Raw genomic sequence first — 25,841 nt, forward strand, 5'->3', positions numbered from 1 at the left:
TAAGTATTTAAATTTAAGTAGCTTTAATTTAAATTTACTTTAATTGTATAAATCTAACAGATGTTCAGTTATTTTTCAGTTTATTTAGATAAAAGAATGAGAACTTTCTGTGTGGTACTTATTTTTACTTAGTTCCATTAGTGTCATAGCACCTCCCCATACACAGCCTGTGTCGAGGGCATGAATATTTTTATATTCAACCTTTCCTTCTAGAGCAGCCCAGTGGCCAAATGTAATCTGTTGTTTTAATTTCAGAATATTTGGATGCTCAAACCAAGGAATAAATGAAGTATCGATACTTGTATTGGTTTTATTATTTAAATCTAACTTGCCATCGTGGTCGACAAACCGCATCCGAGTAAAATAATTAACGATGTAGCGAAACTTTTCCTCATTGCTTAAAGATTTCAACCACTCAAGCGGGTGAGGATCATACATATGCGTAAAATAATGATGCGCATCGTCACCTTGGTAACAGGATTCGGCGAAGCGAGCACGTTTGAGGGCTTTTTTAACTGACCAGTTAGGGTTTAGCCCCGCATGACTGATAAACATATTATAGTTTTCAAGCCAAATAGCTAAAGGTTGTTGCTGTAAAAATTGAATATAATCAGCCCGTTTTGAGCTATTAAAAAGCGGTTCTAATTTATCTTTAGGATTGGCTGGCTTATTCAAATGGTGACAGGCAATCAGATGCAGATCATGATTGCCTAATGTAATGCTAACACTACCTTGCATGCTATATAGCCGCTCAAGACACGCAAGTGAATCAGGACCTCTTGCGACTATATCACCCACTAAATATAAATGATCTTGGCTAGGGTTGAAGTTAACACGTTTTAGTAACGCATCAAACTCAGTAAAACAGCCTTGTAGATCACCTATTGCGTAGTCAGCCATGCTTACCTAATGCAGTATATTTGGACGTGCTAAACGAAACACTTCGATAGGCGCTTCAAATTCAGTTCCAAACTCATTGCGCATTGTGTAGTGGCCCTGCATCGTGCCCACAGGAGTATCGAGAACTGCTCCGCTGGTATATTTATAGCTTTCTCCAGGGGCAATTGTTGGCGTTTCACCAACAACCCCTTCACCTTGTACTTCGACTTCTTTGCCGTTGGCATCGGTAATTAACCAATAGCGACTTAAAAGTTTTGCACTGCATAAGCTGTGGTTTTTAATGGTGATTGAGTAAGCAAAAACGTATTTATCTTGTTCAGGCTCTGATTGGCCTTCAACATAGAAGGTCTCAACAGAGACCTTAATTGGCGAACCTAAATTACTGCTTGTTGTCATAAATCCAATTAGCTATATCAATAAATTGTTGTAAAGACAGGCTTTCTGCGCGAAGCGTAATATCAATACCTATGCCAGTTAACTCTTCAGCTGTCAGTAAGTTAGATAAACTATTACGCAGTGTTTTACGGCGTTGGTTAAACGCTTCTAAACAGACTGTATTTAAAAGTTTGGTACTCTTTGCTGTACGTTGCTCAGGTTTTTTAGGGATCAAGCGGATCACTGCTGAGTCAACTTTTGGTGCGGGCTTAAAGCACTCAGGTGGCACATCAATCACTGGCATCGCATGACAGTAATATTGTGTCATCACACTTAAACGGCCAAAAGCTTTGCTGCCCGGACCTGCGACCATACGTTTGACCACTTCTTTTTGCAGCATAAAGTGCATATGCTCAACGTTGTCTGCAAATTCAAATAAGTGAAATAACAACGGAGTTGAAACGTTGTAAGGTAAGTTACCAAATATTTTTAGTTTTTCATCCGCTTTGATTAAGGTACTAAAATCAAACTTCATTGCATCACCTTGATGCACTGTAAGTTTTGGACCTAAAAATGGATGGCTTGTTAAACGCTCTGCTAAGTCTTTGTCTAACTCAACAACAGTTAAATGGCCACTTAAATCAGCAACAGGCTCAGTGATTGCACCAAGACCCGGGCCGATTTCTACTAAATTGTCTTCAGGTTTAGGATCGATAGCCGTGACGATTTTATCGATAATCATGTCATCGTTTAAAAAGTTTTGACCAAAACGCTTACGGGCGCGGTGTCCTAAATGTACTTTATCTGTCATTGATTCTGTGCTTTTTCATGGGCGAGCTTAATTGCTTCGCGGATCGCTAATTCAAAACTACCCACATCAGCAGTGCCTGTACCGGCTAAATCAAGTGCTGTGCCATGATCTACTGATGTGCGAATAAATGGCAAGCCAAGAGTGATATTGACTGATTTGCCGAAACCCTTGTATTTTAGCACAGGTAAGCCCTGATCGTGATACATTGCCAGCACTGCATCTGCTTGCGATAAATACTTATCTTGGAAAAGAGTATCAGCTGGTAAAGGACCAATTAAATTCATACCTTGGTTATTTAAAAGCTCAAGGGTAGGTGTAATTGTGTCAATCTCTTCAGTACCTAAGTGACCGTCTTCACCTGCATGTGGGTTTAATCCGCACACTAAAATACGCGGCTTCTCGATACCAAACTTTGTCTGTAAGTCATGGTTTAATATCGAGATAACTTTACTTAATCGTTCAACTGTAATGGCACGTGATACATACGCCAGTGGAATATGCGTTGTAACAAGTGCAACGCGTAAGCCTTCGGTTGCAAGAAGCATGACGACATCGGCAGTATTTGATTGCTGAGCAAAATATTCGGTGTGACCACTGAATGAAATACCTGCTTTATTGATAATGCCTTTATGAACTGGACCCGTCACAACAGCAGCAAAGGTTCCATCCATATTCTTTTCACTGGCGATACGTAAGGTATCAAGTACATATTGGCCATTAGCGTCATTTAAAACGCCAACTTCAACGTCTTCACCTAAATCGACTTGATGAAGGTAAACACTTCCAGCTGGTGTGTCGGTGGGAGCTTGCGTTTCGTCAAACTTAATTAGATTTAATTCTAACCCTAATAATTTTGCGCGCTGTTTTAACAGCGCACCATCAGCAATCACAACAAGCTGGGCATCCCAGTGATGTTGAGCTAATTTTATTAGTAAATCAGGGCCTATACCGGCCGGCTCACCGGGTGTTATTGCAATTCGTATAGTCATGATCGTTATTCTGCTGGGAAAATATCAACATGGGCTTGTTCGCGCATTTCTTGCTGCCAGTTGAAACTTTCTTCTTTAAATTTACGATTAAACAGCAGTTGATGCGCGCGGTTACGTTTAGCTTGCTCTGTTTTGTCTGCTACACGCTTATCAAGTAACTGCACAATGTGCCAACCGAATTGCGTTCTGAAAGGCTCACTGATTTCATTTTTATCAAGTGAAAGCAGAGTATTTTTAAACTCAGGTACATAAGTACTTGGATCAGTCCAATCGTACTCACCGCCTTTTAATGCAGAACCCGGGTCTTCAGAGTATTCTTTTGCTAGTTCAGCAAAGTCTGCCTTTCCTTCACGTAAGTCTTTAGCAAAGCCTTTTAGCATGTCACGCGCTTTTTCTTCGCTTAAGATAATTGATGGCTTGATTAAAATGTGACGTGAGCGAACTTCTGTTGTTTCAACCACTTGACGACCACGAACATCCTGAACTTTGATGATGTGGAAACCAGCACCTGAACGAAGCGGGCCAACAATATCGTCTTTCTTGTGACCTTTCACTGCTTCTGCAAACAACGATGGCATTTCATTGATGCTCATCCAACCTAGTTGACCACCTTCAAGGGCTTTTGAGCCACTTGATGATGAGATAGCAATACGTTTGAATTCTTTACCTTCATTTAAAAATTCGATTACTTTGTCTGCACGTGTTTTTGCACTTGCGATTTCATCAGCTGTTGCATCGCTTGGGATATCAATCAGGATGTGACCAATGTCATACTCTTCGGCATTTTTACCTTGAGTTTCCATGATTTTTAATAAGTTATCGATTTCTTGTGGGCTAATGTAAATTCGACGATCAACATTGGCGCGAGTCACTTGCTGAGTCGTTATTTCTTTACGGATCTCTTCACGATACGCGGTGTAACTTTCACCTGCAGCCTCAATCGTACGACGTAAATCTGCAATCGTACCGCCTTGCTCACGGGCCATGTTTTCAAGTGTTTGGTCTAATTGAGAATCTGAGATTTCTAGACCCATACGCTCTGCAAGTTGCATCATAAGCGTTTGATTTACTAAACGTTCAATCGCTTGAATACGTAGCGTGTCATCAGAAGGCAGTTGCTGGCCTTGCTCCGCTGCTTGAGTTTTAACACGGTTAATGATGGTGTCAACTTCACTTTGTAAAATAACACCTTGGTTAACAACCCCGACGACTTTGTCGATTTCGACAGGTTTTGCGAAAACACTTTGGCATAGGCCAACTGTTAATAATGCTGATGCAAATAGTTTTTTTAAATTCATACTTTTTCTAATACTCTTGCTAATAGTACTGCGGTACTAGTTATTAAGAAAATACGGTCTACGATAGCCAAAAATACCTTGTTGTAATAATTTTTGTGCATCATAACGGCTTTTACTTCCAAGCCCTTTTAATACGATATTGAAACCAATACTGGTATCAAAAGTAGCTTGCTCTTGACCAATCGCTTGATTCAAATCAGTTTCGATTTGACGACGGCCTGTGATTTGAAACGCCCAGCAGCAAGATTCATACTGAAGACCACTGAAAACCTCAATGCTACGACCACTTTCTAAATCGCGGTGGTAGCTACCAACAAACTGCCAATCTTGTGTTAGCGGAATGCTGGTGAATAGACCAACTTGCTCGATTGTATTGCCTGAGACATCATTTGCATAGCGATGGTTCAATTGTACGAGCTGTTTATCGTCACCTTTGTAATCTAAGGTTATGTTTGATTGAATAATTTCTTTACCGTCAGTGTCATATTGAATACCACCCGATAAATACCAGCGACGGTGCCAATGTAACATGGTTTGCGCTGCAAACAAGGCATTGTAGTTAGTATCTGACTGAAGCCCTTGTGATGTTGGTTTAGCATCATTACTTAAATAAAATATTTGGCCGGCACTAAAATTAAACACTTCTTCGTTTTCATTACTGAATAAGCGAGTTGTGGCACCCAATGTGAATTGGTTTGCAGTGGCAATACGGTCGATACTTGAGAAACGACGGTCTCTAAATAAACCAAAAAAATCATCTTGTAATTTAGCTGTATCGTAAAGGCCAATGTTCGACTGGTCTTTATTTGGCGTATACAAGTACTGAATTTGTGGCTCAAGCGTTTGAATGCCATCTTTAAAGAAAAAGGCAGTTTCTCGCTCGAAGTTTAACTGGCTGTACAAGCGTACTTTAGGCATAGTACGTGTTACTCTTTCGTCGAAGTCGGTGCCTGTTAAATCACCATGCTGGTTATACTCAGTGTGGAGTAAGCTGAATTCAGATAAAAACGACCAAGCATATTCTTGATAGCCAAAACTTGCTTTTGGTTCAATGTGAAGTCTACTCGCTTCATCAATGATGGCTTTATCATTGGTAAAATAACTGAGCTCACCGTCAAGCGTTAAATCGATACCGTAGAAATCATAGGCATCCATTTGTGAAAAAGTAATTTGTGGTAACGCTGCATAGGATTCTTTGTGATCACCAAGTACTTCAAAACTCTGTAGTTTAATGTTTGTATGCCAAGTATCTCCCAAGTAAGTCAGTGAACCAGTACGGTATAACTGAGTGTCTGTGCGAGTTGCATAATTAGAGTTTAAGTCTGTTAGGTAGTTATCGTCACTAACGTTAGTAATATCGATATTGCCGCGCCAGCTCTCACCAAAGTAACTTTGCTGTTGCCAGTGAAATAAATAACGTGAGTCAACATTAGGTTCTTCGTCATCTTTATCAAGATACTCGACCGCAACGAGGCCATTGTTTTGCTCAGTTAAATAACGAAACTCACCAATCATTTGTAAGCCTCGTTTAGACATATAACGTGGCGTGATGGTGGCATCGTAATTTGGTGCAATGTTCCAATAGTATGGCGTGATTGTTTCAATACCGTAACGACCAGAACTTGAGAAATTAGGTGTTAATAAACCTGATTTACGGCGGTCATCTAACGGAAACGTAAAATAGGGAATATAAAGCACGGGCGTATCAAATACACGTAATACAGTATTGTGGGTTTCGCCCCAGCCATCTTCACTTGATAAGTCAATTTCGTCAGCTTCGATTGCCCATACGGGTGTTTCGCCAGGGCAAGTAGTAAAGCTTGCGTTCATCAGGTTTAGGCCAGACTCGTTGACTGTTAGTTTTTCTGCGCCACCATGGCCAAGTTGGTCGGTGAGCTTATAATCAGCACCAAGCAAGCTTAATTCAGAATTATTTAAATCCGCATTGAGCCCAGAACTGTTAATTTGGCTTACTTTATCGCGATACACGATAGGGCCGGTTGCATTAAGTAACCCACGTTGTTTGTCAATCAGTGCACTTTGTGCGGACAAATTCATCGTTAGGGTGTTAATATCTACATTACCGGTAAATTCTGCGCTTTGGGTACCCAATAGTTCAATATCATCGGATTTGATATCGATCATATTAAGTTCAAGGCCAGGGAGCGGTTGCCAAGCTCTGGTTTGCATTGAAGTGCCACAAAAATTGTGTGCCAGTTCAGTTTCGGCGAACGATGGTGCGCTAAGTACGCTTAGCATCATTATGCCCCAGGTTTTGCTCATTTAATGACCTTAATGCTCTTTGGTTGGATATAAGCTAGACATAATAAAGGAAAACAATGGCAAATACAGTAATTGACTTAGTGAAAAATAGATATCTTACTAAATGAATCGTTATAAAAGTTTACAGCAGTTTTTAAATCCTCACTTTAAAGAGGATGAATATCAATTAGCCGCCATCACTGGAGATGCGAGCTTTCGCCGTTATTTCCGTATAAATACAAGTGATCAGAGCTATATTGTCATGGACTCAGACCCCAACAAATTAGACAACACGCCTTATATAGAGCTCAACAAGGTATTTTCTAAGCACGGTTTTAAATTACCTAAAATTCTTCAGGCTGATGAAAAACAAGGTTTCTTTTTACTCAGTGATTTAGGCAATACACACTTGGCTGATTTACTAGGCGATGAAGACCGCACTTTACACTACAAACACCTAATAAAGTTAAGTGCGCAGTGGGCACAAATACCGCCAGCTCAATACATGAAAGTATTTGATGGTGAGTTTTTACAGTTTGAACTGAGTATTTTTAAAGAGTGGTTAGTTGATACCTTTATTGGTGAGCAACTTTCTGTTGCTGAGCAGCAAATGTGGCAACAAGCTTGTGAGTTATTAGTTAACAATGCGCTTGAACAACCGATTGTGACGGTGCACCGAGACTTCCATAGCCGCAATATAATGCGTACAGGGCAGCAATGGGCGATCATTGATTATCAAGATGCCGTACAAGGGCCTGTGTGTTATGACCTTGTTTCGTTATTAAGAGATTGCTACTTCAAGTTACCTGAGCAAGAGCTCGACTATCTTTTGCATTACGCATATGACGAGTTTAACCAGCAACAGTTATTGCAAGACACCTCATTTGCCATGTTTAAACGTTGGTTTGATTTGACCGGTGTACAGCGTCATTTAAAAGCAGCAGGCATATTTTGCCGCTTAAAACTTCGTGACGATAAGTCTGGTTATTTGAATAATGTACTGCCAACCCTTAAATACATTAGTAATGTAAGCAAAGAATACCCAGAGTTAACAGCACTTGGTCAGTGGATAGAACACACTGTTATTCCACGTACCAAGCTGCGCTTAACAAAAGAGATGAAATGAAAGCAATGATCCTAGCGGCTGGGCGCGGTAAGCGCATGATGCCGCTAACAGAAACAATGCCAAAGCCGATGCTTAGGATTAATGGCAAGCCATTATTAGAGCATCATATTAATAATTTACGTCAAGCAGGCATTACCGACATTGTCATTAACCTTGCATGGCAGGGCGACAAAATAACAGAGTATTTTGCTGATGGCTCGCAGTTTGGTGTGTCGATCACTTACAGCCAAGAACAGGCGGGGGGGCTTGAAACCGCAGGTGGTATCATTCAAGCATTGCCGTTATTGGGTGAGCAATTTATTGTCATAAATGGTGATGTGTATACTGATTACGATGTGACTTCGTTGATGCAGATTTATTTGCAAGCGGGAGAGGCGCACATCGTACTTGTTGAAAATCCTGCTCATAATCCTGATGGTGATTTTGCCCTTAGTCATTTAAGTCCTGATAGCCAAAAGTATACTTTTTCAGGTATAAGTCGTTACCACGTTGATTTTTTTAATGGTTTAACCGAAGGTGTTCGTCCACTTGGACCAATCTTGCGTGAAAAGCTCAGTGCACATCAAGTATCTACGGAGCTTTACTTAGGTCAGTGGGATGACATTGGCACACCAGCCAGATTAGACGAAATCAATCAGCGTTTCGCTTTGCAATAACAACAGAGGTTTGCCAATTATGTGGGGAAAAGTACTTGGTTTTTGTTTTGGGTTTATGTTTGGCAAGTTTATCGGTGCCTTACTAGGCTTATACTTAGGCCATATGTTCGATCGCAGCTTAAAACAAGACTTTGATAAAGCCGGTGGGTTTTCTGGTTTGTTTAAAGGCGATGATATTAACGAACGTCAAGCGCTTTTCTTTTCTAGTTGTTTTGCGGTGATGGGGCATATTGCCAAATCAAATGGTCGTGTTAGTGAAACTCATATTCGAGCTGCCAGTGTCTTTATGGACGAAATGAGGCTGTCGGGTGATGAACGTCGTGAAGCACAAGATGCCTTTCGTAGTGGTAAAGAAACAGATTTTTCATTAAAAGAAACCGTTCATGACTTTAAAGAGCGCTTTGCTCGACGCCATGATTTATTGCAATTATTCCTCGAAATCCAAATTCAAATGGCCTTTTCTGATGGCCACCTTGCAGAGCAAGAAAAGCAGCTATTGCAAGAGGTGAGCAAGCAGTTAGGTATTTCGCGCACCCAGTTCGCATTTTTGTTAAAGCGCTACCAAGCCGAGTTTGCATTTCGCCAGCAACAACAGCGCTTTTATGAGCAGCAACGCCAACAAGGCCAGCAAAGTCGCAGCAGTTATAGTGAACAAAGAGGGCACAGTGTGCCACCTAATAATGGCATGAATCGCGCGCAGGCATTGGCTCTTTTAGGCTTAAGCAGTGATGCTTCTGCACGAGATATTAAAGTTGCCTATCGAAAGCTCATGGCTCAGCATCACCCCGATAAATTAGTATCGCAAGGTTTACCAAAACACATGATGGAAGTAGCGGTAAAGAAAAGCCAAGATATTCAAGCGGCTTATGAGTATTTAAAAAAGGCGGCGTAAAAAGCCATCAATTTCTTTGAGTAGCCTTTCGTGCTGCTCTGGCTCTGAAGGCACACCAAATAACTCTCTTTGTCGGTAGTCATATTTTGCGTGCTTTCTAACCCAACGTTTTCTATCTTTTACGCTTTGCAGTGTGTCAGGGTTACCTTCACTGTAAAAAATATCCAGTAATGGTGGGCTGATAGTTGAAAGCGTGGCATTAAGATGCTGGTTACGAACACTGTTAGGTAAATAACTACCTAGGCTAATAAAAGCGTTTAGTTCGTTATTTGGAAAGCTAGCATAATGCTCAATCAAGAGCCCCGCACTAGCACCTTGCGCCACGACAATAATATTGCCACCTTCATCCATTGCACTGTTATACAAGGCATTGAATCTGGCAATTAGCTTTAATTTGTAATCATCAAGTACGGCTTCACTGATATTAGGTTCACCTGTAACAAAGTGGGGCGTTTGTTGTGTTTGGGCTGATGGAGCAGAAGCTGCTTGCTCATCGCCTTGTTCATTACTTTGTGTTGTTGACTCAGGTTCAGAGCTCTCAGGTGACTCGGGCGTTGCCATATCGACAGGATGCCAATCAATGTCAGGCATGGTCATGGCAAGGGTTGCATAGCCAATTTCATTTAACTGCTTACGTAAAAAGTTGATTCCGGCATTATTAGTTGGAACATGCTGCCAATCAGGAATAATGAGTACAATTCCGCGTTGACTCGCTGCCATAGATTGGCGATATAAACTAATAAACTCATCTTCACCGGCAAGCAGAGTACGTACTTCATCACTTGGTAAAAAGCGTTGAATATCGTTAGTGACCAAACTTGACCAAGGGGTGGGTTTAATAAAATCGGCAGCATTCACATTACCCATCAACGCAAAACAGGCTGCGTAAACTAAGCAATGTGCGGGTTTTAACTTCATGCCGAAATTTCCTGAGTCTTAAATTAAATCAGTGATTAAATTAACTATCGGCAGTGTTGGTAAAATATTTAGCTAATTGTCTTAAAACTCAGGAGCAGCCTCAAAAACAAGCGTTTCACCACTGGCAGGGTGAGCTAAGGTTAGCATTTCGGCATGCAGTTGTAAGCGAGGAGCCATGGCGAATGCTTCGGGGTGCGCATACAACTTATCGCCTAAAATAGGGTGACCTAAAGACAACATGTGCACACGTAGTTGGTGAGAGCGCCCTGTAATAGGGGTCAGCTCAACACGAGTCGCATTCTGTTCATACTCAAGCACTTTATAGTGGGTTAATGACGGTTTGCCATTATCGTGATCAACCATTTGCTTTGGTCGGTTCGGCCAATCACAAATAAGTGGTAAATCTACCGATCCAGTTTCTTGCTCAAGCTTACCAAATACACGAGCAATGTAGCGTTTTGCAGTTTTTCTATCTTGAAACTGAATGCTTAAATTACGATGCGCTTCTTTGTGCATAGCTAAACAAATAATGCCAGAGGTAGCCATATCAAGGCGATGAACAATTTTTGCCGTTGGAAAAACGCGATTAATGCGAGCAATAAGGCAGTCGGCGTGTTTTGGATCTTTTCCCGGCACAGTAAGTAAACCACTTGGTTTATTTACAATAAGCAAGTCATCGTCTTGATAAACAATACTTAAATAAGGTGTCATTGGGGGATTATAATTGAGTAACACAGCCAGCCTCGATGATATGCAAGGGCGCTATTTTAAAGGAGTATGAGCGCATACACAATGGCAGGACTGGTTTTCGAGTATATGCTAACAAGTAGGACTCTGATTTTTTCCCCTTGTTTTGTTTGGCATAAAAAACGCGATGTGAAAGCACATCGCGTTTGTAGTTTTGAGTTTAGCTATTTAACGTTAGTGTGAAACGACAATTAAACGAATTGCATCCAGTTTAACTTGGGCTTTTTCGATGTAAGTAGTGAGTTCACTGCGTTGCTTATCAAAGAAGCTAAGCTCTTCGTCACGAATATTCGGGTTGATTTGCTTAAGTGCTGTTAAACGAGCTTGTTCTTCACCAAGGGCTGTTTGCATTTTCTCTAGTGATTCCGCACGGAGTGTTTCAAGCTTAGTTTGTGCCATGCCTTGTGCACTGGTGATCATTGGGTGAATGGCACTTTGTAACGCACTGGCTAACTTACTTGCAGTTTGGCGACCAACTGCAGACAACTGCTGGTTGAAGGCATCAAAGGCAACATTGTCGGCTAAGTTATTGCTGCTCTTATCTAATAAGATACGAATTGGCGTTGGTGGCAAGAAGCGGCCAACCTGAAGTGCTTTAGGCGCCATCGCCTCAGCAATGAAAATGAGCTCAACAAAGAAGGTACCAGCAGGTAGCTTTTTGTTTTTCAGTAACGCTACAGAGGCAGTACCAAAGTCATCATCACAAATCATATCTAAGCTGCCTTGCACCATAGGGTGGTCCCAGCTGATGAAATGCGCGTCTTCTTGCGAAAGCGAGGTGCTACGATCAAACGTTACTGTGATGCCATCATCTTTCAAGCATGGGAAAGATGGATTTAGCATGTGCTCAGTTGGCTTTAAGATGATGGTATTTTCACCTTTATCCTCTTGGCTTACACCAAAGGTGTCGAACACATTGATCATATAACTTGGTAGCGTGAATTGATCATCTAACTCTTCGATATCAGCAACAAGACTTTCGGCTCGTCCTTGGCCACTTGAGTGCAGCTCTAACAAACGGTCACGACCACTTTCCATTTGTTTACGAAGCTTAGCATTTTGGCTGGCAACTTGTTCTAGTAGTGGGTCTAGCTCTTCTTCGTCACAATTGTGTGCACCAATAAACTCAAGTAGTTCTTCGCCATACTCTTTATACAGCATTTGTCCTGTTGTCGATGTTGTTTCAAACGCATCTAAGCCTTCGTTGTACCAACGAAGTAACACTTCTTGTGCAGTGTTTTCGAAATATGGCACGTGGATGTTTACGTCTTGCGTTTGACCAATACGGTCAAGACGACCAATGCGTTGCTCGAGTAAGTCTGGATTAAGCGGTAAATCAAACAGTACTAGGTGATGCGAGAATTGGAAGTTACGACCTTCAGAACCAATTTCAGAACAAAGTAGAATTTGTGCGCTGTCGTACTCATCGGCAAAGTAAGCCGCTGCACGGTCACGTTCAACAATCGACATGCCTTCGTGGAACACAGAGGCTTTAATTGCTTCACGCTCACGTAAAATTTGTTCTAGGCTAAGTGCGGTTTCGGCTTTAGCACAAATAAGCAGTACTTTTTCGTGCTTAAGGGTTTTAAGTGTTTCAATTAACCAATCAACACGTGGGTCAAATGCACCCCAGCTGGCATTTTCACCTTCAAACTCTTGGAAGATTTTTTCAGGGAATAAAGCACGAAGTGCAGTTAGCTCAGCATTTTGAATGCCGCCCATATTACCTAGTACCGACATTGCCGTTTTATATTGTTTGGGCATTGCCATTGGATAAGCATGAAGCTTACGGCTTGGGTAACCATCAATACCGCTGCGGCTATTTCTAAATAAAATACGACCTGTACCATGGCGGTCTAACAGCATTGATAAAATTTCGTTACGTGCCGTTTCATCACCTTGCTCTGCGTTAGCTAAAAGGTCAGTGATGTCGGTTTCTTTTAATAGCTCTTTTAAAGTTGCTCTAGATGCATCATCAAGGCCTTTTTCACCCAGTAATTGGTTGGCTGCTTCGGCAACCTCTTTGTAGTTACTTTCTTCTTCTACAAACGCATCGTAGTCGTAGAAACGATCTGGGTCGAGTAATTGCAAACGTGCAAAGTGACTACGGTGACCAAGTTGATCTGGCGTTGCTGTTAATAAGATAAGGCCCGGAATGTCTTGGCTTAACTCTGCCATACGTTGATATTCTGTGCTTGGCTTACCATTATTGATACTTAAATGGTGCGCTTCATCGACAACTAATAAATCCCAATCAGCCAGAGTTGCTTGCTCAAACCAGCGTTTTTTCTTGCTTAAAAACTCAAGGCTAGTAAGTACTAACTGTTCTGTTTCGAATACGTTTGGTGAGTCTGCAAATGCTTCATCACAACGTTCTTCATCAAAAATTGAAAAACGTAAGTTAAAGCGGCGTAGCATTTCTACTAACCACTGATGCTGAAGATTTTCAGGCACAACAATCAATACGCGGCTAGCACGGCCACTGATGATTTGTTGATGTAAAATCATACCCGCTTCAATGGTTTTACCTAAACCCACCTCATCAGAAAGTAATACGCGTGGCGCAAAACGTTTACCCACTTCTTGGGCGATATAAAGCTGATGCGGAATAAGGTTTGCACGCTGGCCAATTAAGCCTTTTAAAGGTGATTGTTGGCGCTCAAATTGATGCTGCCAAGTTTGGTAGCGAAGCGTATAGCGGTCAAAACGGTCTACTTGACCTGCAAATAAACGGTCTTGTGGTTTATTGAATTTGATAAAGTGATCTAAAAAGGTTTCTTTTAACTGGGCTTTTTCATCATTATCAACGCGAGTGCCGTGATAGCATAGTAACTCGCCCTGCTGTTCAACAGACTCGACTTCTAATTCCCATTCTTCAACGCTGCGAATAATATCACCTGGATTAAATGCGACACGAGTAACAGGTGCTTCAGTTAAAGAATAAACTCTGTTTTCTCCACTGGCTGGAAATAAAATGCTGACCTGACGGCCTTCAAGGGCAACAACGGTGCCTAATCCTAAATCTGACTCTGTATCACTGATCCAACGCTGACCTAAGGAAAAATTCATGTATGTCTCGTCTATGAAGAAAAAAGGCGGCTATGTTACCTGTAACGCCATGCTACTTCAAGGTAGTAAACTCGCCGCACACAATTAAATTTAGTCAACCTTTTTAAGTCATTTTTACGGGTGAAAATATTAGTGAAATCTGTATATATTTTAACCAGTTAAATAATTGTATATTTGTTTGTCATAAAAAGGACTTTTGTCGTAAATAGACTAAACTGAGTATATACCTAACGAATAAATCATAGCTTCATCCGCCGCTTGTTTAGTTTATTGGGTATAGCATAAAAATCATAAAACGTAAGGAAAGTGCTATGGAAAAAGCTTCGAACCTTGATAGTAAAATGTATGTGCTCGATACCAATGTATTACTCCACGAACCCCTCGCTTATTTATCTTTCCAAGAGCATGATGTTGTTATCCCCATGACAGTATTAGAAGAGCTTGACCATATTAAAGATAGAAAACACGATGTTAGTCGTGACGCCCGTGTTGCTATTCGTGGGTTAGATGAAGTGTTAAAAGACGCGTCTCCTGAGCAGATGTTGCAAGGGGTGGCACTGCCGAGTAATAAAAAGGCGAAAACAGAGTCTCGTGGCCGCCTAATTATCGTTAATGATCACTTATTTGCAGACAGTATTTCGGGTTTACCAGGCAACGAAAATGACCATCGTATTATCAATTGTGCAGTGCATTTGCAAAAGCAGCACAGCGACAGCAAAGTGGTGCTTGTAACAAAAGACATCAATATGCGCCTAAAGGCGAAGGGAGCCGGCCTTAAATTTGTTGAAGACTACAGAACAGACCAATTAATTGACGACATAGCGTTACTGACCAGCGGCTATAAAAAAATTGACGGAGACTTTTGGCAACAGGTTGGTGAGTGTGAAACTGAGCAGCAAGGCCGAGATACTTATCACCACGTAGCAAAAAATACGATTAGTGATGTGTTCTGCAATGAATATATTTTAGATGATAGCGATCACTTTGCGGCTCGAGTAACAAGCTACGATGATAAACAAATTACTTTAAAAGATATTAGTGTTGAGCGTTTGATGAGCCATACCGCTTGGGGTGTAAAACCTAAGAATGTGTATCAAGGGATGGCACTTGATGCGCTACTTGACCCAAGTATAGAACTAGTGATTTTAACGGGCCCAGCAGGCTGTGGTAAAACTTTGCTTGCTCTTGCCAGTGCCCTTGAAATGATCATTGAAAAAGGCATTTACGATAAAGTTATAGTCACCCGTAACACGCCAGAAATTGCTGAATCAATTGGCTTTTTACCCGGTACTGAAGAAGAGAAAATGGCCCCTTGGTTAGCAGCAATTACCGATACTTTAGAGGTGTTGCATAAAGGGGATGAAAACCCGATTTCGAGCCGTAATTACATTATGGAAAAAGCCAACATACAGTTTAAATCGGTGAACTTTATGCGCGGCCGTAGCATTCAAAACGCCGTTGTTATTTTGGATGAGAGTCAAAACTTAACGGCATCACAGCTTAAAACCATTATTACCCGCTGCGGTGAAGGCACGAAACTAATTTGCTCAGGTAACTTGGCGCAAATAGATAGCAACTACTTAACCCCCGTAACTTCAGGGCTTACCTATATTGTTGAACGCTTTAAAGATTTTGAAGGCAGCGCCACTGTTAACTTAAATGGCGTCGTACGCAGCCGTTTAGCCAGCTTCGCTGAAGAAAATTTATAACTTGCTAGTACTTCTATGCCTCGTTAACCTAACCGTTAACGAGGTAAGGTACTTATAACCAGTGAATTTTTTACCATTAAAGCATTATTATCGCTCTTTATCAGTGGCACTTATTGTGCCACTGCTGGTGGCGTTTTTTTTGTGTTTGCATCTTTATAATTTAAAGCTCGAACGTGCTATTGAAAGCAGGCAAAACGGTTTTAATAATATCTCTGCACAGCTTAGCCATGCAATGAATGCTGCCAATGGCTTAATAGATACTATGTTCAAGCTCTACGAGCAGCCACTTTCTTATGATTATGCGCCTAGCTTGGCGCGCAATGTTAATCAGTTTGACCATTATTATTACCAATTAGTAGGTGAGGGGATCGGAGAAGTTGTGGGGCAAGGTCGATTTGCTTCAACGCAATTTGCAGTTAATCAATGGCGACAAGTTATAGCCCTAGGTCCATCGTTCAATACCGCACTTTCTTTAATTCAATCACTTGAAGCAGTTGCCTATGTAAACCAGCAGGGTTTTGTTTTTATTAAACGACGTAATACAACGAAAAGTGAGTTGCTTACGAGTGTTTTAGATAACAAGTTTCGTCCATTGCAACTGAATGAAGAACGGCTTGCTTCAAGCTCTGTTTTGACCATAAACGGTCATGCCTATTTTGCGATTGGTAAACAAAGAGCAGCTGATAGTCAAGATTATATCGTTTTGATCTATGACCTAGAGGCTATTTCATTGTGGCTTAAGAAGATAGCACCTAGTGATGGTGAGTTTATCTTTATTAATCAAGACAACCAAGTGATTGCTAGCTCTAAAGACATATTAAAGCGCGCCATTAATGCGACAGGATATTGGCCAGATATCGTTGAAAGTTCAGGCTCGCGCTATCAAAGTCATTTTGTACAAGATACTACCAACTTACCTATTCATACGCGTTTTCACGAATCACTTAGGGCATTGAGTAAGCCTATTGGCTATGACATTTTTTTAGAGTTTATGTTTTTAAGCGTCTTTTTAGTAATGATGTTTAGTGCCGTGTTTTGGTTAAGCCAACGTATTTTTGTAAAACCCATGACGCATTTGATGAATTATTTAGAGCAGCATGATGAGGGCAAGCAAGCGCTTGTAAGTTACAAAATTCCTGCTAACTGGCAGCCTTGGTTTAGTCGTGTTAAGCAGATCTTTCGACGCAATGAAGAGTTAGTACAGTCCTTACAAGAAGCCAATAAAACTTTAGATTCTCAAGTACAAGTAAAGTCGCAACAGCTTAGAAGAAGTATTGATGCTAAAGAGCGTCAATTAGCGTTATTAAACACCATGCTCAACAATGTTCCGGATATTATTTATTTTAAGAACATTGATGGCTCATTTTTGGGGTGTAATAAAGCATATGAACGCTACATAGGCTTGCCACAAGAAAAGTTAGTGGGTCAGCAATTATGTGATATCAGTGATGATAATGGTGAAATCAACGAGCTTGAAAAGAAAGTGCTCAAAGACAGACAGGTTTATCAAAAACGTTTATCAACACAAGATAAAATCTATGATTTGAGCATAGTGCCTTTTTATAACGAGCATCAGCAGTTTTTGGGGACTATGGCGATTGGCCGTGATATTACCAAACAGTATGAAGCGCTCAATGCGTTGCAAAGTTCAGAAGCTAAATTACGAAGTGCAATGGAGTATGCTGCCAATGGCGTGCTGTTAGTGTCACTTGATTATCAGGTTTTACAAGTAAATAAAGCGGCAAGGAAGATTTTTTCAATTGATTTAGGTAATAAATCACCTAGTCACTATACATTGGAAGACCTATTTGCTGAGCAATCATTTAATACATTAAAAGAGACATTACTAGATTTACTCAACGAGAAAAAGAATGTCTATCACTTTAGCCTGCCACAACAAGAGCAAAAGCGATGGCTACAAATTAGTGTTTCATTAGTGTTTAATGGCGAGCAAACACCCGACTACTATGTTGTGCATGTGCAAGATGTTACAGCGCTTGTGCAAGCAAAAGACGATGCTGAGCGAGCAACACTGGCAAAGAGCCGATTTATTGCAAACTTAAGTCATGAAATTCGTACGCCGTTGAATGTAGTGTTAGGCCTAATTGATGTAATTGCTTTACAAGGCTTATCAGCTGAGCAGCGTACTCATGCAGAACAAGCTAAATCTGCGGCAAATAGTTTACTTACTTTACTTAATCGCATGCTTGACTTTGCTCGAGCAGAAAACTCGCAAATGCAATTAAGTAATGCGCCATTTAGTGTCTCTAATTTAATTGAGTATTGCCAAGGCTTGATCGCACCACTGTGCAGAAAAAAAGGCTTAACTTTTAATATTGAATGTGATGATGATATCAATGACAGCTTAATTGGCGACCAAATATGTTTGCAACAAGTGTTAGGAAATTTACTGACAAACGCCGCTAAGTTTACAGAGCAAGGCAGTGTCACCTTGTGTATGAAGCTCATTGAACAATCAACAGAGCAGCAACTTATTTGTTTTAACGTCAAAGATACTGGTATAGGGATAAGCCAAGAAGATCAAAGTTGTTTATTTGATGCGTTTACACAGGGCGATGAATCTCTTACTCGTTCACATCAAGGCGTAGGACTTGGTCTTGCCATTGTGAAGTATGAGGTTGCCTTGATGGGAGGTGAAATCAAGCTTGAGAGTGAAAAAGGCAAAGGCAGTGAGTTTTACTTTTGCTTACAGCTTGATAAAACCACAGAGCCGGCCAAAAAGTCTGTGGTGTCGTTACCCTCTAAAATGGATTTATCAGGCTTACTCGTACTTGCTGTAGACGATAACCCACTAAATTTAAACATAATTAAAAGTATTCTAGAGCAAGCTGATGTTAATGTTGTTTGTGCAGACAGTGGTGAAAAAGCGATAAAGCTTGCAAAGTCATTGCAACCTGATCTGATTTTTATGGATATTCAAATGCCAGAAATGGATGGTTGCCAAGCAACGCGCATTATTCGTCAGACATTTAGTAAACAACAAATACCAATCTATGCATTAACGGCACACAGTGAACCTGCTGACATAGAGCAATCAGTTGCAGCTGGTATGAATAAGCACCTAACCAAGCCAATTGTTGCGAGCAAATTATTTTTAGCCATGAATGAATTGGAACATAAAAAAGAATCCTTTTTCGATCAAGACTTTATTCTATCTCAATTTGGAAACAGCACTAAGTTAGTATTAACTATGTTGTCAAAGTTTGCGATTATGGCACAAGAGCAGTTATTACTCATATCTAAAGTAAACACTGCGCAAGAGCTGATACGTGTGGTGCATAATCTTAAAGGGTCAGCTGGAAACCTCGGTTTTAAACGTTTGTCAGCGTGCGCTCAGGAATGTGAAGTCAAGCTGAAGAAAACTGGTGAACTGCCCGAACAATTAAATGATGAATTGCAATGCCAATTACAGCAAGTGATTGCATTTATCATCGAACAAGGATCTACACATGTTGAAAAGAGCCAAGGTACTGATTGTTGATGATGATCCGTTAAATCGCTTGGTATTAGAGAAAACGTTGCAGCAAGACTACGATGTTTTTTGTGTTGAAAGTGGTGAAAAAGCACTGACGTTTTTGAAAACTCAAACTGTCGACTTGTTGATTTTAGATATAGTGATGCCCGGCATTGATGGTTACGAGGTACTTGGCAAGTTAAAAGAAAATGCCACAACCAGCATGTTACCCGTTATCTTTATTTCCGCGAATAACAGCCATGATGATGAAGCAAAGGGCCTTGAATTAGGTGCAATGGACTACATCACTAAACCTTTTAGTGCTGCGATAGTTCGTGCAAGGGTACGCAATCAGTTATTAATTAAGCAAAAAAATGACCTTCTTGAAATGCTTGCTTCAATTGATGGGTTGACGGAAATACCTAACAGGCGTTATTTAGATGAGAATTTAGCTCGTGAATGGCGTCGAAGTCGTCGAGACTGTACACCGTTATCTGTGCTGTTAATGGACGTTGATCACTTTAAACGCTACAACGATTGTTATGGACATAGAGCCGGGGATGATTGTTTGAAAAAAATTGCTCACGCGCTTGTTGGTGCATGTGAGCGCGGCAGTGACTTTGTAGCACGTTATGGTGGTGAAGAGTTTGCTGCGGTACTGCCAAACACTTCTGCAAAAGAAGCTATTGCATTTGCTAACAAACTACGCGATGCAGTGAATAAACTAAATATCCCTCATAAAGCGTCTTTAAATGCTGATCACATTACGATTAGTATTGGTATTGCCACCACTGAAACCGGGCAAGTATACGCAGAGCAAACTTTATTAGAAGAGGCTGATTTAGGTTTGTATCAAGCTAAAGATACTGGACGCGATAAAGTTGTTTCAAGGATGGTTGCGGTAAATGAATCAGAGTAGGCAAAGCCTACTCTTAACTTTAGCTTGCTAATTAGCCGTTACTTAGCGATTGATAAATTGTATCGCCCACGCCGATTAACTTATCATTTTTAAATACTAAAGGTGTGCACTCATCTTTTGTCATCTTGCCATCTGAATGAATGCTATGCGTAACATAAAATAGCACTTGATATACATCATCACCTTGTTTTAGCAGCTCGGTAAAGTTAGGTGTATGAAGTTTGTTTAATACTGTTTGATAACTGGTATCGAGTGCAAGGTTAGAAATAATTTCACGATTATTTTTATGTTGCTTCTCCCAGCTTGATGAAGAACTACCTGCCCAATGCGTATCGGCTTCGCCATCTGAAACTGCAATAACGCAACCTGTTAAGAATGGAGCAGATAGTGCAGCGATTAGAAGAGCTTTTTTCATTTTTTTTATCCCTAGAAATTCGAGTTTAAGTGATTGTTAAATAGCAATCAGCTTGCCAACTTTAAAAATCTTTTTAAATCAATGTTTTGTCTGTTAACTTTCATGCGTGGTAGGCTAAATAAACACGTAGATTAGTCTGTTTGACTAATTTGTTGTATTTTAGACTAATCTATTCCGTGGTTCGCCTTGGTTATATGCTTGGATATTTAAAGCTATTTCGTTAACTAGGCGAGCGATTGATTCTTGGCTTGCCCATGCGATGTGTGGTGTGAGTAATAAGTTTGCGCCTTTGTATAGTGCCAGCGGGTTTGTTTGCTCTGCGGGTTCTTTACTAAGTACATCTACACCTGCGCCAGCAATGACATTATTAGCTAAAGCGTCAGCTAAATCGGCTTCATTGATAATCCCACCACGAGCGGTATTGATAATAATAGCTGACGATTTCATCATGCTTAATTCTGCCGCGGCTATTTGGTTGCGTGTTTCATCCGTTAGCGGGCAATGAACACTAATAATATCGGCTGTGCTTAGGGCATCATTAAAACTAACACGACCTTCACGAGGCGTATGACCTTTTCGCTCACTAATGATGACATTGGCACCAAAGGCACGCGCTACATCAGCCACAGCTTTACCTAATGACCCATAACCAACAATTGCCAATGTTTTGCCGGCAATTTCATTAAAGCTGTAATCTAAGCGACAAAACATTGGGCTTTGTTGCCATAAACCTTGCTGGCAATCATTAATGTATCTATGAGTATTACCCAATAAGTTAGTGATTAAGGTAAAGGTATGCTGCACCACGCTCGGTGTTGAATAGCCCGCCACATTTGTCACTGCAATGTTATGCTCTTTTGCTGCCTCTAAATCGATATTATTAGTGCCTGTTGCTGCAACGCATATTAATTTCAAATTAGTTAACTGGCTCATAGCGTGCTGATCAATCACCACTTTATTACTGATAATTACATCAGCATTTTGGCAGCGCTCAACAACTTGCTCTTGGGAAGTTAGATCGTAACAAGTTAATTTACCTAGCTGTGCTAAGGCATCTAACGAAGTGTTGGCTAATGTTGCTGCATCAAGGACAGTAATATTCATGTGCTTTCCTTTTTTAATTTATTGCTTGACCTTGGGGTGTACTCCAAGGTTTATAGTGAGCATAATAAATAAACGCTTCACAATGGAGACGGTGATGAAAATAGGTGAGTTTTCCCGCCAGTTGGGTGTCTCAACAGATACCCTAAGGTACTACGAAAAGCATGGTTTGTTAACGCCAAGTTCGCGTTCAGACGTGGGATATCGTTTTTATTCTGAGGATGACTATAAGCAAATGGCGTTTATTCTCAGAGCAAAGAATGTTGGCTTTAGTTTGGCTGAGATCAAAGAGTTGCTGCAAATTAAGTTTCATAAAGATCAGCACTCTTGCCATGAAGTTAAAGAGATGACGTTACAAAAGCGCGATCTCGTAGCACAAAGAATTGCGGAGCTTACCCGCTTTTATGACTCACTTTCATTATTGGCTGATAAATGTTGTGGTGGCGAAGAACCCGCTGAAAACTGTTCAATACTAACGACGCTGGAGGATATCGATGGACTTACTCAGTAATTTTTGGCATCTGTTTTTACTCTCGGCGCCTTGGTTAATGCTGGGCTTATTCATAGCTGGTCTGTTAAATGTGTATTTGCCTGCCAACTTTCTTAACCGTCATTTAGGAAAAGAAGGGCTATGGACCACAGTTAAAGCGGCTTTTATTGGTGCTCCTATGCCATTGTGCTCATGTGGTGTTATCCCTGCTGCCATTGGTTTAAGAAGGGCGGGGGCGTCAAAAGGTGCCACCACCGCATTTTTAGTTTCAACCCCTGAAACGGGAGTCGATTCGGTCTCGGTATCTTATGTGTTACTAGGCCCATTTATGGCGGTGATACGTCCAATTGCGGCCGTGTGTAGTGCCATTGTGGCGGGTGTATTAGTGGGTAAAGACAGTGAGCTTCATCAACAGCAAAGCACAACAGCAAATAAAGAGAACACCAAAACAACATCTTGTTGCAGCAGTAAACAGCCTGAGCCTATGACCACATCGAGTTGTTGCAGTAAAGAGGCGCCTGCTAAGCCCGCACAAAGTTGTTGCAGCAAGCAAACAACTAAAGAACTTGAGGCTATTAAAACAACAAGTTGTTGTAGTAATAAAGGTTCACAAGCTACTCCAGAGCCGCAACAAAGTTGCGCAAGTGAACAAGCTGCACCTTCGCAGAAAAGCTGTTGTAGCAGTGAGCAGCCAACTAAAGCCGTTGAAAGTCGTTTTAGTAAACTGAAACGAGCGGTGAGTTTTAGTTGTAACAAATTACTTGAAGACACCATGATTTGGTTAATGATTGGTTTATTCTTTGCCGCTTTAGTACAAACCTATGTGCCAGAATCTTATTTAAGCCAATGGGGCAGTGGCATACTTGCGATGCTTGTGGTTATTTTAATTAGTATTCCTATGTATATTTGCGCAACAGCGTCAACACCGATAGCTGCTGGACTATTACTCAGTGGTGTATCGCCTGGTGCAGTCTTAGTTTTTATGTTGGCAGGCCCTGCTACAAATATTGCAACCTTAGGTGTTGTGGGTAAAGAACTAGGTAAGCGTTCAGTGGTTGCTTACTTAATAGGTGTGATTGCTACAGCGTTGGTATTTGGCTTTTTAACTGATTATTTAGTGACGCAATATGGTTTTGTGGTGGCACCGATGATAGGCGAAGAGCATGAAGTTTTACCGCATTGGTTAAGTTTTATATCGGGCATTGTATTGGCTACTTTAATGCTTAGATTAGTGTTAAAAATGGTTCTGAAAAAGTCCTCGCAAACTGGTAAGAGCATTGCATAATTACTTGTTATAAAAATATATTTTACTAACATTTGGCAAATAACTTGGTTAACTATCGCGTCTCGGTTCGCATTTAAAATTGCCTGAGTTATAATCCGCCAAATATTTAAACGGTGCGCTGTGCGTGCCGTTTTTTAACTTAAGTAGTTTTTAATGAGTGAAAGTGTGGATAAATACGCCGACATAAGACCTTACAATGATGATGAAGTCGCTGATTCAGTAGCACGTTTAATTGCTGATAATGCTTTTGTGGATGTAATTGCCAAATATAATCTACCGCGCTTTTTATCCTATTTTCCATTTATTACTCGCCCATTAGTGCGCAGCCAGCTGCGTAAAAAGTGGGGTAATACCTCATCGGTTGAGCAAGTACAGCATGAAGTGGCAGATTATTTAAATAAGTTAATCACCCGTACTACTTCTGAAGTGACATTTTCAGGCATAGATAAACTAGATCCTAAACAAGCCTATTTATTTATCTCGAATCACCGAGATATCGTGCTTGACCCTGCATTGGTGAATTGGGGGTTGTTTAAACATAATATGCCGACTGTTCGCATCGCAATTGGTGATAACTTACTGCAAATTCCTTATATCACTGAGTTAATGCGTTTAAACAAAAGCTTTATTGTGAAGCGCTCAGCGAAAGCACCTAAAGAGATGCTAAAAGCTTTGTCGCAGCTGTCTGCTTATATTTATGACTCCCTAGCTGAAGGTCACTCAATTTGGATAGCCCAAAAAGAAGGCCGAGCAAAAGATGGTTTTGACCAAACAGATCCAGCTCTACTTAAGATGTTGCAGTTACAAGGTCGTAAGCAGAAGAAAGAGTTTGCTGAATACGTGCGCGAACTAAAAATTGTGCCTGTGTCTATCTCTTATCAATACGAGCCGTGTGCGATAGCTAAAGCAAAAGAACTTTATCATAAGCAGCAACATGGTCAGTATGTTAAACAACAAGGCGAAGATATTGCCAGCATTGTTGAAGGCTTTAGTACAGCTAAAGGACATGTGCATTTAGCCTTTGGTGAGCCAATTGAGTCAGGCTGTGAGTCACCTGAAGAGCTTGCAAAAACTATTGATCAGCAAATCGTTGATTCATTCTTTCTACACCCTGGTAACTATATTGCTGGTGGCTGTAAAGAAGCCGTTGTCGATAAAAAAGATGCAGAGGCATTTAATGCTCGCTTGGCAAAAGTACCCGATGAATTAAAGCCACTAGTTCTTGCAATGTATGCGAAGCCTTTTCATCGTAAAGCAGAACTGACAAACAGTGAATTAGCCTAAATTTTTAGCGGCTAAAAATAGCGTTAGAAAGCCACTTTTATAAAGTGGCTTTTTTTATGGTTATTTTTCAGGCTATACTTTAGTTATGAACTCGTCACTGGCAAATATGATGCAACAAATTGAAATCTTTGAGATTCCAAGCCCTTGCAAAGGGATTTGTCAGGTTAACAATCGAGGGTATTGTAAAGGCTGTTATCGAAGCAGGGATGAACGCTTCTATTGGAATAAGTTTACTAATGCCGAAAAGCGTAAAGTAATTAGCTTGTGCCAACAGCGATATAAGCGTTACCTACAAAAAAAACAACAAGCAGAAAACCCACCGTCTTCTCCCTCGCAAGGTGGTTTTGATTTTTAAAATTCAGTTAAGTTGTATTTGGATTTTAGAAAATGCACTTTACCCTCTTCCTGCAATTTCTGAAGGGCGCGAGTGAGCTTAGGAATTAGTGCCTCATGGCGTTTATGAACGAAATGGAAGCTCTGCATTGGCATTAAAACCTCTTTATGAAAAGCTGCTTGATTAAAATCTGGGTGCTTTGTTTTGAGCATAAAATCTAGCAATATAGTGCCTTCAACACGCTTTTGGGTTAGTAAATTTAATTGTGCGGTAATATTTCGTACTTTAATAACATCTCCGCCGAATGGGTGTTTATCGATGTAACTTTGGGCAGCAGGATAACTTGATTGAATTGCTAATGATTTTAACTCTTTATAGCGACAGTGTTGGCAATTTTTTAATAGCACAAGATTAAAATCAAAAAGCGGGAAATCAACTTTTAGTAGGTTTGGGTAGTCATCTTTTACATCTGCAATACGGCCTAGTTGACCATCTAAAATACCATTATTGGCTGCTATAAGGGCACTTTGGTGATTAAAATCAATGATATGTACTTCATAACCTATTTCTTTGTAGGCCATTTTCAGTAAATCAATAACATAACGTGCTTGTGGGGTATCGGCTGGTCGATTGAAAATTAATAGGTTCGAGCTAGCACTAGCAGGAAGGCAAAAAAGCAATAAGACTAGCGCAAATCTGAGAAGCAGATATTTTGACAATGTGCATTCCTTGCGTGTTTAAAAAACCGCCGTTAATTTACTGGTATGTGCTACCAAAATCAAGGTT

22 protein-coding genes are annotated in these 25,841 nt (G+C 40.6%); 10 read left to right on the plus strand and 12 right to left on the minus strand.

Annotated elements, in window-relative coordinates:
* Positions 1–84 precede the first annotated feature (84 nt).
* From AAEU31_RS10065 to lptD, 6 genes are read right to left on the minus strand one after another with little or no spacing between them, the layout of a single operon-like run.
* A complete protein-coding gene (locus AAEU31_RS10065; protein ID WP_135923560.1) occupies positions 85–900 on the minus strand; it encodes a symmetrical bis(5'-nucleosyl)-tetraphosphatase in 816 nt (271 codons plus the stop codon).
* Positions 901–906: 6 nt separating this feature from the next.
* Positions 907–1,296: a Co2+/Mg2+ efflux facilitator ApaG/CorD gene (apaG, locus tag AAEU31_RS10070; RefSeq protein ID WP_054550996.1), complete on the minus strand. Its 390-nt coding sequence runs from the start codon at positions 1,294–1,296 to the stop codon at positions 907–909.
* On the minus strand, positions 1,280–2,086 hold the full coding sequence (gene rsmA / locus AAEU31_RS10075; RefSeq protein ID WP_135923561.1) for a 16S rRNA (adenine(1518)-N(6)/adenine(1519)-N(6))-dimethyltransferase RsmA: 807 nt from the start codon (positions 2,084–2,086) through the stop codon (positions 1,280–1,282). The genes apaG and rsmA overlap by 17 nt, the downstream gene beginning before the upstream one ends.
* A complete protein-coding gene (gene pdxA, locus AAEU31_RS10080) occupies positions 2,083–3,075 on the minus strand; it encodes a 4-hydroxythreonine-4-phosphate dehydrogenase PdxA (protein WP_135923562.1) in 993 nt (330 codons plus the stop codon). The genes rsmA and pdxA overlap by 4 nt, the downstream gene beginning before the upstream one ends.
* A gap of 5 nt (positions 3,076–3,080) precedes the next feature.
* Positions 3,081–4,373 carry a peptidylprolyl isomerase SurA gene (surA, locus tag AAEU31_RS10085; RefSeq protein WP_135923563.1) on the minus strand — a complete coding sequence of 431 codons (1,293 nt, stop codon included), beginning with the start codon at positions 4,371–4,373 and terminating at the stop codon, positions 3,081–3,083.
* Between the two features lie 36 nt (positions 4,374–4,409).
* A complete protein-coding gene (gene lptD, locus AAEU31_RS10090) occupies positions 4,410–6,656 on the minus strand; it encodes an LPS assembly protein LptD (protein WP_135923564.1) in 2,247 nt (748 codons plus the stop codon).
* Between the two features lie 103 nt (positions 6,657–6,759).
* Here lptD and AAEU31_RS10095 point away from each other — a divergent pair, with 103 nt between their 5' ends.
* Genes AAEU31_RS10095 through djlA form a run of 3 tightly spaced genes read left to right on the plus strand, consistent with a single transcriptional unit; the run spans position 6,760 to position 9,309 of the window.
* A complete protein-coding gene (locus AAEU31_RS10095) occupies positions 6,760–7,761 on the plus strand; it encodes an aminoglycoside phosphotransferase family protein (RefSeq protein ID WP_421967143.1) in 1,002 nt (333 codons plus the stop codon).
* Complete coding sequence (gene murU, locus AAEU31_RS10100) at positions 7,758–8,417, plus strand: N-acetylmuramate alpha-1-phosphate uridylyltransferase MurU (protein ID WP_421967144.1); 660 nt, start codon at positions 7,758–7,760, stop codon at positions 8,415–8,417. Before AAEU31_RS10095 ends, murU begins: the two co-directional genes overlap by 4 nt.
* 19 nt (positions 8,418–8,436) lie before the next feature.
* Positions 8,437–9,309: a co-chaperone DjlA gene (djlA, locus tag AAEU31_RS10105; protein ID WP_421967145.1), complete on the plus strand. Its 873-nt coding sequence runs from the start codon at positions 8,437–8,439 to the stop codon at positions 9,307–9,309.
* On the opposite strand, the gene AAEU31_RS10110 is transcribed toward djlA, so the two are convergent.
* From AAEU31_RS10110 to rapA, 3 genes are all read right to left on the minus strand, one after another.
* Positions 9,292–10,227: a DUF3530 family protein gene (locus tag AAEU31_RS10110; protein WP_421967146.1), complete on the minus strand. Its 936-nt coding sequence runs from the start codon at positions 10,225–10,227 to the stop codon at positions 9,292–9,294. The genes djlA and AAEU31_RS10110 overlap by 18 nt on opposite strands.
* 81 nt (positions 10,228–10,308) lie before the next feature.
* Positions 10,309–10,962 carry a bifunctional tRNA pseudouridine(32) synthase/23S rRNA pseudouridine(746) synthase RluA gene (gene rluA / locus AAEU31_RS10115; protein WP_421967147.1) on the minus strand — a complete coding sequence of 218 codons (654 nt, stop codon included), beginning with the start codon at positions 10,960–10,962 and terminating at the stop codon, positions 10,309–10,311.
* Positions 10,963–11,148: 186 nt separating this feature from the next.
* Positions 11,149–14,043 carry an RNA polymerase-associated protein RapA gene (rapA, locus tag AAEU31_RS10120; protein WP_421967148.1) on the minus strand — a complete coding sequence of 965 codons (2,895 nt, stop codon included), beginning with the start codon at positions 14,041–14,043 and terminating at the stop codon, positions 11,149–11,151.
* Positions 14,044–14,354: 311 nt separating this feature from the next.
* On the opposite strand from rapA, the gene AAEU31_RS10125 reads away from it, so the two are divergent.
* The 3 genes from AAEU31_RS10125 (at position 14,355) to AAEU31_RS10135 (ending at position 20,146) form a co-directional block, all read left to right on the plus strand.
* On the plus strand, positions 14,355–15,752 hold the full coding sequence (locus AAEU31_RS10125) for a PhoH family protein (protein ID WP_421967149.1): 1,398 nt from the start codon (positions 14,355–14,357) through the stop codon (positions 15,750–15,752).
* A gap of 61 nt (positions 15,753–15,813) precedes the next feature.
* Positions 15,814–19,254 carry a response regulator gene (locus AAEU31_RS10130; protein WP_421967150.1) on the plus strand — a complete coding sequence of 1,147 codons (3,441 nt, stop codon included), beginning with the start codon at positions 15,814–15,816 and terminating at the stop codon, positions 19,252–19,254.
* Positions 19,223–20,146 (plus strand): diguanylate cyclase, encoded by a 924-nt coding sequence (locus AAEU31_RS10135; protein WP_421967151.1) that lies wholly within the window; start codon positions 19,223–19,225, stop codon positions 20,144–20,146. Before AAEU31_RS10130 ends, AAEU31_RS10135 begins: the two co-directional genes overlap by 32 nt.
* 31 nt (positions 20,147–20,177) lie before the next feature.
* Here the strand turns inward: AAEU31_RS10135 and AAEU31_RS10140 are convergent, their stop codons facing one another.
* Together AAEU31_RS10140 and AAEU31_RS10145 are read right to left on the minus strand one after the other, a co-directional pair.
* Positions 20,178–20,561 carry a DUF3192 domain-containing protein gene (locus AAEU31_RS10140; protein WP_135923591.1) on the minus strand — a complete coding sequence of 128 codons (384 nt, stop codon included), beginning with the start codon at positions 20,559–20,561 and terminating at the stop codon, positions 20,178–20,180.
* A gap of 159 nt (positions 20,562–20,720) precedes the next feature.
* Positions 20,721–21,665 (minus strand): D-2-hydroxyacid dehydrogenase, encoded by a 945-nt coding sequence (locus tag AAEU31_RS10145; RefSeq protein ID WP_421967152.1) that lies wholly within the window; start codon positions 21,663–21,665, stop codon positions 20,721–20,723.
* Positions 21,666–21,759: 94 nt separating this feature from the next.
* On the opposite strand from AAEU31_RS10145, the gene zntR reads away from it, so the two are divergent.
* From zntR to AAEU31_RS10165, 4 genes are all read left to right on the plus strand, one after another.
* Entirely contained in the window at positions 21,760–22,173 is a 414-nt protein-coding gene (gene zntR / locus AAEU31_RS10150; RefSeq protein ID WP_135926239.1) for a Zn(2+)-responsive transcriptional regulator, read from the plus strand.
* Positions 22,157–23,437, plus strand: coding sequence for an SO_0444 family Cu/Zn efflux transporter (locus AAEU31_RS10155; RefSeq protein WP_421967153.1), 1,281 nt, complete (start codon positions 22,157–22,159; stop codon positions 23,435–23,437). Before zntR ends, AAEU31_RS10155 begins: the two co-directional genes overlap by 17 nt.
* Before the next feature lie 153 nt (positions 23,438–23,590).
* Positions 23,591–24,721 (plus strand): 1-acyl-sn-glycerol-3-phosphate acyltransferase, encoded by a 1,131-nt coding sequence (locus tag AAEU31_RS10160; protein WP_135923594.1) that lies wholly within the window; start codon positions 23,591–23,593, stop codon positions 24,719–24,721.
* Positions 24,722–24,830: 109 nt separating this feature from the next.
* The gene (locus AAEU31_RS10165; protein WP_135926240.1) at positions 24,831–25,076 is read left to right on the plus strand and encodes a DUF1289 domain-containing protein; all 246 of its coding nucleotides are present in this window, start codon (positions 24,831–24,833) and stop codon (positions 25,074–25,076) included.
* Here AAEU31_RS10165 and AAEU31_RS10170 read toward each other — a convergent pair.
* A complete protein-coding gene (locus AAEU31_RS10170; RefSeq protein ID WP_235381770.1) occupies positions 25,073–25,774 on the minus strand; it encodes a transporter substrate-binding domain-containing protein in 702 nt (233 codons plus the stop codon). The two genes, AAEU31_RS10165 and AAEU31_RS10170, sit on opposite strands and share 4 nt — an antisense overlap.
* Positions 25,775–25,841 lie beyond the last annotated feature (67 nt).

The sequence above is a fragment of the Pseudoalteromonas thalassia genome, from assembly GCF_049257215.1.
GTDB lineage: Bacteria > Pseudomonadota > Gammaproteobacteria > Enterobacterales > Alteromonadaceae > Pseudoalteromonas > Pseudoalteromonas lipolytica_C.